6 protein-coding genes are annotated in these 10649 nt (G+C 64.8%); 4 read left to right on the top strand and 2 right to left on the bottom strand.

Annotation, left to right across the window (positions count from 1 at the left end; genetic code table 11):
* Nucleotides 1–14 precede the first annotated feature (14 nt).
* Both ACVDG8_RS15380 and ACVDG8_RS15385 read right to left on the bottom strand, forming a co-directional pair.
* Nucleotides 15–1811 carry an acyl-CoA dehydrogenase gene (locus ACVDG8_RS15380; RefSeq protein WP_447255414.1) on the bottom strand — a complete coding sequence of 599 codons (1797 nt, stop codon included), beginning with the start codon at nucleotides 1809–1811 and terminating at the stop codon, nucleotides 15–17.
* Nucleotides 1812–2047: 236 nt separating this feature from the next.
* Entirely contained in the window at nucleotides 2048–2515 is a 468-nt protein-coding gene (locus tag ACVDG8_RS15385) for a MerR family transcriptional regulator (protein WP_447257357.1), read from the bottom strand.
* Between the two features lie 453 nt (nucleotides 2516–2968).
* On the opposite strand from ACVDG8_RS15385, the gene ACVDG8_RS15390 reads away from it, so the two are divergent.
* The 4 genes from ACVDG8_RS15390 (at nucleotide 2969) to ACVDG8_RS15405 (ending at nucleotide 10387) form a co-directional block, all read left to right on the top strand.
* Entirely contained in the window at nucleotides 2969–7039 is a 4071-nt protein-coding gene (locus tag ACVDG8_RS15390; RefSeq protein ID WP_455707779.1) for a peptidoglycan-binding protein, read from the top strand.
* Between the two features lie 189 nt (nucleotides 7040–7228).
* A complete protein-coding gene (locus tag ACVDG8_RS15395; RefSeq protein WP_447255416.1) occupies nucleotides 7229–8152 on the top strand; it encodes a sulfite exporter TauE/SafE family protein in 924 nt (307 codons plus the stop codon).
* On the top strand, nucleotides 8152–8943 hold the full coding sequence (locus ACVDG8_RS15400; protein ID WP_447255417.1) for a TIGR02186 family protein: 792 nt from the start codon (nucleotides 8152–8154) through the stop codon (nucleotides 8941–8943). Before ACVDG8_RS15395 ends, ACVDG8_RS15400 begins: the two co-directional genes overlap by 1 nt.
* Nucleotides 8944–9130: 187 nt before the next feature.
* A complete protein-coding gene (locus tag ACVDG8_RS15405) occupies nucleotides 9131–10387 on the top strand; it encodes an Hsp70 family protein (RefSeq protein ID WP_447255418.1) in 1257 nt (418 codons plus the stop codon).
* Nucleotides 10388–10649 lie beyond the last annotated feature (262 nt).

Raw genomic sequence — 10649 nt, forward strand, 5'->3', positions numbered from 1 at the left:
GCCTTCGGCGAAGCTTAGAACGCTTCCGCCGGCAGTGCCATCAGCGTGTCCGCGCCACTGGAGATGCGAGCGAGACGGCTCGTCGTCTCCGGCATGATCCGTTCCATGAAGAAGCGCGCCGTCACCAGCTTGTTGTCGTAGAAAGTGGACGCGCCGTTGGCGCCTTCCGTGAGCTTTGCCTGGGCGGACCGAGCCATCCGCGCCCACATATAGCCGAGCGCGACCAGGCCGAAGAGATGCATGTAATCGGTCGAGGCGGCACCCGCATTGTCGGGCTTGGCCATGCCGTTCTGCAGCAGCCACATCGTCGCAGCCTGCAGGTCGTTGAGACCTTTCTTCAGCGCCTTGGTGAACGGCGCCAGCTTCTCGTCGGCGCGGTTTTCCTCGCAGAACTCGCCGACATCCTTGAAGAAGGCCTGCACGGCGCGACCGCCATTCAGGCCGAGCTTGCGGCCGACAAGGTCGAGCGCCTGGATGCCATTGGCGCCTTCATAGATCATGGCGATGCGGGCATCGCGCACGAATTGGCTCATGCCGTGCTCTTCGATATAGCCATGGCCGCCGAACACCTGCTGCGCCATCACCGCGTGGTCGAAACCCTTGTCGGTGAGCACGCCCTTGACCACCGGCGTCATCAGGCCGGTGTAGTCGTCGGCCGCCTGGCGATCCTTTTCGTCCTCGGAACGATGCGCGATGTCGGACTTGATCGCCGTCCACAGCGCCAGCGCGCGGCCGGCCTCGTTGAAGGCCTTCATGGTCATCAGCGAACGGCGGATGTCGGGGTGGACGATGATCGGGTCGGCCTTCTTGTCCGGCGCCTTGGCGCCCGACAGCGAGCGACCCTGAAGTCGGTCCTTGGCGTAGGAAACGGCGTTCTGGTAAGCGATCTCGGAGACCGAGAGGCCCTGCAAGCCGACGCCGAGGCGGGCCTCGTTCATCATCGTGAACATGGCCTTGAGGCCGCCATTCAGTTCGCCGAGCAACGTGCCCTCGGCCTCGTCGTAATTCATGACGCAGGTCGAGTTGCCGTGGATGCCCATCTTCTCCTCGATGGAGCCGCAGGAGAGCGTGTTGCGCTCATCCGGATTGCCGGCGGCATCGAGCTTGAACTTCGGCACGATGAACAGGGAGATGCCCTTGACGCCTTCCGGCGCGCCCTCGGCGCGGGCCAGCACCAGATGGACGATGTTGTCCGACATGTCGTGCTCGCCGGCGGAGATGAAGATCTTCTGGCCGGAAATCCTGTAAGTGCCGTCGCCATTGGGCACGGCCTTGCTGCGCAAGAGACCGAGATCGGTGCCGCAATGCGGCTCGGTCAGGTTCATGGTGCCGGTCCAGCTGCCCTCGATCAGCCGGGGCAGCCAGGTGGTCTTCTGCTCGTCCGTGCCATGGGTGACGATGGCCGCGATCGCGCCTTGCGTCAGGCCGGGATACATCATCAGCGCCATGTTGGCGGAGATCATATATTCCGAGACCGCGGTGTGGACCGCGTAAGGCAAGCCCTGACCGCCGAACTCGGCTGGCGCCGCCAGCCCCATCCAGCCGCCCTCGCGGTACTGGTCATAGGCGTCCTTGAAACCCTTGGGCGTGGTGACCGAGCCGTCGTCGTGACGCACGCAGCCTTCCATGTCGCCGACGCGGTTGAGCGGATGCATGACATTCTCGGCAAGCTTGGCGCCTTCGGCGAGGATCGCCTCGAGCACGTCCGGCGTGGCGTCCGAGAAGCCCGGAAGATTGGAGTAGCGCTGGTAGCCCAGCACATCGTTGAGGACGAAAAGCGTGTCCTGAACCGGCGCCCTGTAGATCGTCATGCCTTCCTCCACCCTTGCGGTCCTGGCCAGCCGGCAAGTTCTCGTCCATGTCCCGGACGAGAGGCCAGACCAATGTCGATGCCCCGATAACAAATATTGACGTTTGCGTAAACGTCAACAAGGTCGCAGTCAGAAAAAATTTGGCAGGCGGCGCGATAGTGGCAACAAAAAAGCCGCACGGCTACAGCCGTGCGGCTCTTGATTCCGGTATCAAGCGCAGTTGATGTCGGCTGCGATCAGCCGGCCACGCTTGCTTGCGACGGCGCGGCGCGCTCGGTGAGCATCTGGCGCACGGCCGTCATCGAGCCGCTCAGTTCGTTGATGGCGTCGTCGATCAGCGCGCGCTGCTTCTGCAGGCGGGCGAGCTGCTTTTCCGACTTGTCGAGCGCCAGCCGCAACTGCTTGGTGTTGGAGCCACTCGGATCGTAGAGATCCATCATCTGCTTGACGTCGCGCAGCGAGAAGCCGACCTTGCGGCCAAGCAGGATCAGCTTCAGCCGGGCCTTGTCGCGGCGCGTGTAGAGACGGGTCGAACCGTCGCGCTTCGGATTGAGCAGGCCCTTGTCCTCATAGAAACGCAGCGTACGCAGCGTAACGCCATATTTCTTGGCCATCTCGCCGATGCGGACCAGGTCCTCACCGGCCTCGGCCGATATGTCATTGTTGGTGTTGGCCGCGGCTTCGCCGGGCGAAACAAGTATCATGGTCACTAGCTTTCCCCTGGTGGCGTCGCGGTCTCGGACCAAGCGTCGCCGGAATGGAAGCGGGGGCGTGCTTCCAATCGTGGTTGCAACAAGTCAATCGCAAGAGGCACGCTTTGCACCTTTTACGTTTACGTCAATCCTATATCGAGAGCCGCAGGGTGACGCAAGGGCGTTGTCTAAAGGACCCTTTATGCCGCACCACGCGCAGGCGGCTCACGATTATGCGCAACTTCTTAAGCTTGGTTAACGCCTTGTTTACCACGTTAGGCGAATTGTGCGCATGTCGGTCACCCGTGGCTATCCTGTAGTGAATTTTTTCACGGTTTTTCGAAGCGCGGGTGAAAACCCGGGAAGCTCGTCTTCCTCCGCGGCAAAACCGCTCGGTCCGCTTCGTTGCCGGCAGGATACTGGGAAACCGGCCATTGGCCGGCCATTCTGAATACGGGCGCATCGATGAACAGCAAGCGGTCCTATCTCGATACACTCAACGCCGGCAGACAGCGTCGGCCGCACACCTCGCTCGAAGACTTGAACCGCTCGCTCGAAACGCTGGAACAGCGGCTGGACCGCACGCGCGCCGAGATGCCCGAGCAGCGCCCCGATCCGCGCCGGCCGGCCGTCGAGCCGCGCTATGCCAGCGCACAGCCTTATGGTCAGCCGCGCTGGTATGAGGACCCCTATTCCGCGCAACGGCCTCCGGAACGCGGACCGCAAAACCCCGCGCCGCAGAATCCAAGTGCACCAAGTCGCGCGCCGCAGAACCCGGCTTCCGCCTTCGGCCAGAACTATCAGGCGATCGCGCGCGACATCGACCGGGTACGCGGCCAGGAAGACGGCGTCGCCATGGTCGGCAAGATCGCCGTCGAACTGCGCGGGCTGCGCGAGGAACTGCGCCACCAGATGACCGCCGGCCTGCAGCGCGAATTTGATACGCTGCGCCAGGACATCGACCGCGCCATGCAGGCGAACAGCCTGCACGGCTCACAGCCGAAAGGGCTGCCGGATAAGAGCAGCGCCGAGCTCGGCCTCGAATTCGAGCGCCTTTCGGGCGCCATCCAGACGCTTGCCGAAAAGAGTGACGACCGCAGCGTCAATCTGCTGCGGCTTGAGCTGGAACAGGTCAAGTCGGCCCTCGACACGCTGGCGCGCGAGGAAAGCGTGCAGAAGGTCGACCGCCGCTGGGATGATTTCGACCGCCGCTGGAGCGCTTTTGAGGATCGCGTCGACGCCGACCAGCGCAGCCGCGCCGACGGGCCGAACCTGTCGGTGCTGACCGACAGGCTCGAGCAGATCGGCAGTGCCGTCAACAATCTGCCGGAATCGCTGTCGGTGCGCTCGCTGGAAGAAAAAGTGCGCATGCTAGCCGGCGCGGTCGACCGTTTCGCCAGCCAGCAGACGACGCGCGGCAGCGAGACGCTGGCCATGATCGACGAGCGGCTGGACGAGATTTCGCGCGCCATCGTCGCCTCGACGGTGGCGGCACAGGCCAATGCCTTCGACCCGGAGACGTTCGGCCGCATCGAAAAACGCATCGCTTCGCTGGCGCAGCAGATCGAGGAGGTCGCGCAATCGCGGCCAGGCGCCGAGGTCATCGACCGCCTCAACCTTCTCTCCAGCCGGGTAGACCAGCTCGCCGACCGTGGCGACCTGCCGGAACAGGCCATGGAGCGCCTCGGCAAGCAGATCGCCCTGATCACTGACAAGATGGACCGCGCGCCGGCCATGCCGGACACCGACCACATCTTCCAGGGCCTGGAGCAGCGCTTCGACGCGCTGTCGATGCTGTTCGAGCGCCGCCAGGGCGATGCGATCGAACAGGGCAACATCTTGTTTCGCGACCTCGAGCGGCGGCTGGACGAAGTTGCCGACAGGCTCGACCAGCGTATGCGGCAAGACGACAGCGCCGGCATCATGGAAGCGATCGACGCCCGCTTCACGGCGCTCGCCCAGCGCATCGAGACGCGCGCACCCGATCCCGCCAACGACATGGCGATCCGTGGCCTGGAAACCCGGCTCGATGACATTTCCAGCCGGCTTGAATCGTCGGCACAGCAGGTGGCCGGTATCGATCCGGCGCTGATCCGCAGCCTGGAAGCGCAGGTGGCGGGGCTGTCGGCGCATCTTTCCAAGCCGGGCGTGCCGCTGCCGGAATTCGAGGACATCAGCCCGCGCCTCAGCGAGATCGAGAAGTCGCTGGCCGGCACGCACGATTCCATCCTCAGCGTGGCGCGCGAAGCGGCCGAGAGCGCCGTCCGGTCAATCGCCGAGTCGAGCTCCAGCACGGCCGCGACCAACGCGACCGCGGTCGCCGGCCTCGCGCAGGATTTGAAGACGCTCGAGGCGCTCACCCGCCGCTCCGACGAGCGCAACTCGCGGACTTTCGAGGCGATCCACGACACGCTGCTCAAGATCGTCGACCGGCTCGGTTCGCTGGAGACGACGGAGCCCAGCGAAGCGGTCAGCGAACTGGTCGACCCGGCCGGCATGCGCGGCCGCGGCGGCAAGATCGCGGTGCAGGACGCGCCTTCCATGGACATCGACCAGCCGCTGCCGCTGAGCGGAGACATGGCCGATCTCGAGGGCCGCGCCGCCGCCATCCTGCGCAATGATCCGGCCCCGCAGCGCACGCCAGCCGAGGCAGCCGCGGCGGCCGCCATGGCGGCCCTCGGACCGGATGCGATCGCCGAGAAAGGCGAGAGGGCCGGTGGCAAGAAGTCGATGTTCAGCGGACTGGCGCGCGCCTTCAAAGGCAAGAAGGACGCCGAGACCTTGCCGCTTGCCGGGTCGGCGCCGATGGCCGACATTCCAAGCGTCGACATTGACGAACCGCTCGACCCCAAGGCCGCCAACAGACCGCTCGAGCCCGGCTCCGGCGCGCCCGACCTAAACGCCATCATGAAGCGCGTGCGCGACGAGCGCGGCCAGCCTGTCAAACGCACCGAGACCGATGCCGCCAAGTCCGATTTCATCGCAGCGGCGCGGCGCGCGGCGCAGGCCGCGGCCGCAGAGGCCGACACGCTGAAGCGGCAGTCGACGATGACCGGCCCGGTGAAGGCGTTGCGGATAGGCGACCTGCTCAAGGCCCGCCGCAAGCCGATCCTGATGGCCGCCGCGGCCATCATGATGGCGCTGGCCGGCCTGCAGCTCGGCAAGGCGTTCCTGTCCGATCCCGCGCCGGTGGCCCGCAATGACGTGGCGCCGGTGATCTCCGCGCCGGCGGTCGAAACCGCTTCGCTTAACGCCAACGGCGCGCCGAAGACCGATACCAATGCCGCGCAGCCCGAAAGCGCGTCGGATCGTTCAGTCCGGCAGGCCGAGCCCGTAAAGGACAATCCGCCGGCGCCATCCAGCGCTGACGCATCCGCCACAGCACCGCCTGCTATCGCGGTGCCGACTGTCGCGATCCCGGCCACGCCGGCACCCGCTCCAGTGGCGCTTGCCGCGCCTTCGGAGCCGGCGCCGGTTCCGATGGCTGTCGCGACACCATCCGGGCCTGCCGCCGCTACCGCGATCGATACGGACGGTGACACGCAGCCGATGGCCAAGGAACCGGCGGCGGTCAATCCGGCAACCGACAGCTCAGCAACCGGTGCACCGGCCGCCACTTCCGCTGACATGACCGGCGCGGTGCCGCCGGCCGACAAACAGGCCGTAACGACCGCGACCAAGGCCGACATTCCTTCCGAGATCGGCCCGATCGCTCTGCGCGATGCCGCCGCCGGCGGTGACGCCAAGGCGCTGTTCGAGATCGGCTCGCGCTACGCCGAATCGCGCGGCGTCAAGGAAGACATGGCGACGGCGGCCAAGTGGTACCAGAAGTCGGCCGAGCTCGGTTTTGCGCCGGGCGAATACCGCATCGGCAATTTCTATGAGAAGGGCATCGGCGTCGCGCGCGATCTCAAGAAGGCCAAGAGCTACTACCAGCTCGCCGCCGAACAAGGCAACGCCAGCGCCATGCACAATCTGGCGGTGCTGTTCGCAATGGCGGCGGACGGGGTGACCGACAATGAGTCCGCCGCGCGCTGGTTCCAGGAAGCCGCCGACCTCGGCGTCAAGGACAGCCAGTTCAATCTCGGCATCCTGGCGGCCAAGGGCGTCGGCATGAAGCAGAACCTGGAGGAATCCTACAAATGGTTCGCGCTGGTCGCCAAGACCGGCGACAAGGACGCCGCCGCCAAGCGCGACGAGATCGCCAATGCGCTGCGGCCCGAGCAGCTCGAGCGGGCGCGCGCCGCCACCGAGCTGTGGAAGGCAAAGCCGCTCAACGCCGCCGCCAACTCGGCCGACATTCCCGAATCCTGGCAGGACAGCACCCCGCAGACGACCGCCAGCATCGACATGAAGAAGGCGGTCAAGAACATCCAGTTGATCCTCAACAAGAATGGCTACGACGCCGGCGGCGCCGACGGCGTGATGGGCGGCAAGACCAAGACCGCCATCATGGCCTTCCAGACCGACAACAAGATGAAGCCCACCGGCGAGGTCGACGCACCGCTGGTCAAAGCGCTGCTGGCGCACAAATAACGGCAGAGGCGTCGCATACGCGACGCCTTGCCACACATTTGCCTGTTAACTGATTGAGATGGTTTTTGTTTCGACGCGGCGGCGGGCTTTGGCCCGCCGCCGCGTCGGTGCAAGAAAAAATTGGCTTTTCGGTGCGATACTGCCCAAACGGCGGCATTCGCCGACAAGCAAACTGTTCGAGACAGCCGGGTGGGCATCTATCTCCCGATCGCGGAAATTTCCGTCAACGTCTTCGTGCTGCTGGCGATGGGCGCGGCGGTGGGCTTTCTGTCGGGCATGTTCGGGGTCGGCGGTGGCTTCCTGATCACGCCGCTCTTGATCTTCTACAACATTCCGCCGGCGATCGCGGTGGCAACCGGCGCCAACCAGGTCATCGCGTCCTCCTTCTCTGGCGCGCTGTCGCACATGAAGCGCGGCACGCTCGACTTCAAGCTGGGCGGCGTGCTTCTGGCTGGCGGCATCGTCGGCTCCACGGCGGGCATCTTCGTCTTCGCCTTCCTGCGCCGGCTCGGCCAGCTCGACCTATTCATCTCGCTCTCATACGTCGCCCTGCTCGGCACCGTTGGGACGATCATGCTGATCGAGAGCGTCAGCGTGCTGCGCGCCACGCGCAGCGGCGCGGCGCCGGTGCTGAAGAAATCCGGCCAGCACAACTGGATCCATCGCCTACCACTGAAGATGCGGTTCAGGGCCTCGAAGGTGTTCGTCAGTGTCATTCCGGTGCTTGGCCTTGGCGCGAGCATCGGCTTTCTGTCGTCAGTCACCGGCGTCGGCGGCGGCTTCATCATGGTGCCGGCGCTGATCTATCTGCTGAAAGTGCCAACAAACGTCGTTATCGGCACCTCGCTGTTCCAGATCATTTTCACCTCGGCCTTCACCACGCTGGTCCACGCCACCACCAATCAGACCGTCGATGTGATGCTGGCCTTCCTGTTGATGGCCGGCGGGGTCGCCGGCGCGCAATATGGCGCCAAGGCCGGCCAGCGGCTGCGCGGCGAACAGTTGCGCGCGCTGCTGGCGATGCTGGTGCTGGCCGTCGCCATCCGCCTTGCCATCGATCTTTTCGTGACGCCGCCCAATCTCTACTCGCTCACCGCTGCGGGCCTGAACTGATGGCGCAATTGCGAGCGTCTGTCGCCACGGTCCTGCTTTCGCTGCTCTTTGCCCTGTCACCGGCAACGGCGCAGGCGCCGGTCCCCGAGAGTATCCAGATCGGCCTGTCGACCGACGCCGTTTCGATCACGGCAGGGTTTTCCGGCGCCGACCTCACCATCTTCGGATCGCTGGAAAACCCCGACCCGCTGATCGCGCGTCAAGGGCGCTACGACGTCATCGTCGTGCTCGAAGGCCCGCCGCGGCCTGTCGTTGTCCGCCGCAAGGACAGGGTGCTCGGCGTCTGGGTGAACCTCGAGTCCGAGACTTTCGAGAATGTGCCGGTGTCTTATTCGGTCGCCACGACGCGGCCGCTGCAAGACATCGCCGAGCCGAGCAAATACAAGCAGCTCTCGCTCGGCCCGCAAAATCTCTACATGATGCCCGCCGACGAAAACGACAGCCCGGCGACCATCGAGGAATTCACCGCGGCGCTACGCGACCGCAAGACGGCGACGGGGCTCTACAGCGAGAATATCGGCGGCGTGCAGTTCCTGTCGCAGAACCTGTTTCGCGCCACGGTGCGGCTGGCGCCCAATGTGCCTGTTGGGACCCATAAAGCCCGCGCGTTCCTGTTCAAGAGCGGCTTGTTCATCAAGGAAAGCTCGGCCCAGCTCGAAATCCGCAAATCCGGCTTCGAGCAGTCTATCTTCCGCGTCGCGCATGAGTATTCCTTCCTCTACGGCGTGTTCGCCGTGTCGCTCGCGATGATCACCGGCTGGCTTGGACGGCTGGTCTTCCGCAAGGATTGAAGGCGCCGGAAAAATGGAAACCCATTTTCCCGCAAGGGGTTTCCCTTCAGGCGATCATACGATAAACCGCCGCCTCCCGGCCCAAGGGTAAACACGCACAATTAGTTCGGCAGAGCGTCCGGCCATCCGGATGACGGCGCGCTTGGCGTCGCCAGCGATCCTGCCAAAGCAATGACAGGAGGCTGCGATGCAAACGGCATTCGGCGGCATCGATTTCGGCACGTCCAACTCCACCGTCGGCGTGATCCGCAACGGCCAGTCACGACTGGTTGCACTGGAAGGCGAGCAGCCCACCTTGCCAAGCGCGGTCTTCTTCAATTTCGAGGACGGCCACACCTATTTCGGCCGCCGTGCGATCGCTGACTATACCGACGCCATCGAGGGCCGGCTGATGCGGTCCCTGAAGAGCGTGCTCGGCAGTTCGCTCGCCAATGAGAAGACGCGCATCAAGACACGCCAGATCGGCTTCATCGACATTGTCGGCATGTTTGTCGGCCATTTGAAGAAACGGCTCGAGCAGGACGCCGGCGCGCCGGTGGAGAGCGTGGTTCTCGGCCGCCCCGTGCAGTTCGTCGACGACGACAGGGCCGCGGACGCAAAGGCGCAGGGTGAGCTGGAAAAGGCCGCCCACGCGCAAGGTTTCAAGCACATCGCCTTCCAGTTCGAGCCGATCGCGGCGGCGCTCGATTACGAGCAGAAAGTCGTCCGCGAGGAATTGGCGCTGATCGTCGACATGGGCGGCGGCACGTCCGACTTCTCGATCGTGCGCGTCTCGCCGGAGCGCGCCCGCTCGACCGACCGCAAGGACGACATCCTGGCCAATCGCGGCGTCCATATCGGCGGCACCGACTTCGACCGGCTGCTCAGCATAGCCCATGTCATGCCTGAACTCGGCTATCTGACGCGGACCAAGGACCACAAGCGCAACCTGCCCGCGGCCTATTTCGTCGACCTCGCGACTTGGCAGCGCATCAACCTCGTCTACACCGCCAAGGCGATGACCGACCTCAGACAGGTCCGCTACGAGGCTGAACGGCCCGACCTTGTCGATCGTTTCATTCGCATCGTCGAGCATCGCTATGGGCATGCGCTTGCCGGATTGGTCGAAAGGGCCAAGATCGCGCTCACCGACCAGCCTTCGGCGAACGTGCAAGTATCGCTGCCCGGCGCGCGCTTCGCGGCCGAGATTACGCGCGCCGGCCTCGAGGAGACGATTGGCGGCGACATCGAACGGGTCACAGCGACAGTCCGGCAGACGATCGCCGATGCCGGCGTTGACGCTGCCGCCATCACCGCCGTGTTCCTCACCGGCGGTTCGACCGCTATCCCGCTGGCGAAGCGGGAAATCCTCTCGCTGGTGCCGCAGGCCTCGGTTATCGAAGGCGATATGTTCGGCTCCGTCGGCCTTGGCCTGGCGCTCGATGCGCGGCGAAAGTTCGCCTGAGAGCCAGGTTTCGCCGCAAGTGCATCCGGTAGCGGCGGGCATGGCCAGGAGATTAGCCGAAGCGCCCGTCTCTTCGTCATCCACGGGCGGAGCAAGGAGCGAAGCGACGCGGCGCAGACCCGAGGATCCATTCCGTGACTTCGACGCGTTGCTACGGTGCAGAATTCTGCTCCGCTGTGTTCTACGATCAAGGTAACGGCATGGATCCTCGGGTCTGCGCTCCGCTTCGCGTCGCTACGCCCAAGGATGACGAAGTTCGAGG

Source organism: Mesorhizobium sp. ORM8.1 (genome assembly GCF_053005525.2).

Excerpts from the sequence above, each read along its gene's own strand:
- ACVDG8_RS15380 (WP_447255414.1), bottom strand. The coding sequence starts at position 1,811 with ATGACGATCTACAGGGCGCCGGTTCAGGACACGCTTTTCGTCCTCAAC.
- ACVDG8_RS15385 (WP_447257357.1), bottom strand. The coding sequence starts at position 2,515 with ATGATACTTGTTTCGCCCGGCGAAGCCGCGGCCAACACCAACAATGAC.
- ACVDG8_RS15390 (WP_455707779.1), top strand. The coding sequence starts at position 2,969 with ATGAACAGCAAGCGGTCCTATCTCGATACACTCAACGCCGGCAGACAG.
- ACVDG8_RS15400 (WP_447255417.1), top strand. The coding sequence starts at position 8,152 with ATGGCGCAATTGCGAGCGTCTGTCGCCACGGTCCTGCTTTCGCTGCTC.
- ACVDG8_RS15405 (WP_447255418.1), top strand. The coding sequence starts at position 9,131 with ATGCAAACGGCATTCGGCGGCATCGATTTCGGCACGTCCAACTCCACC.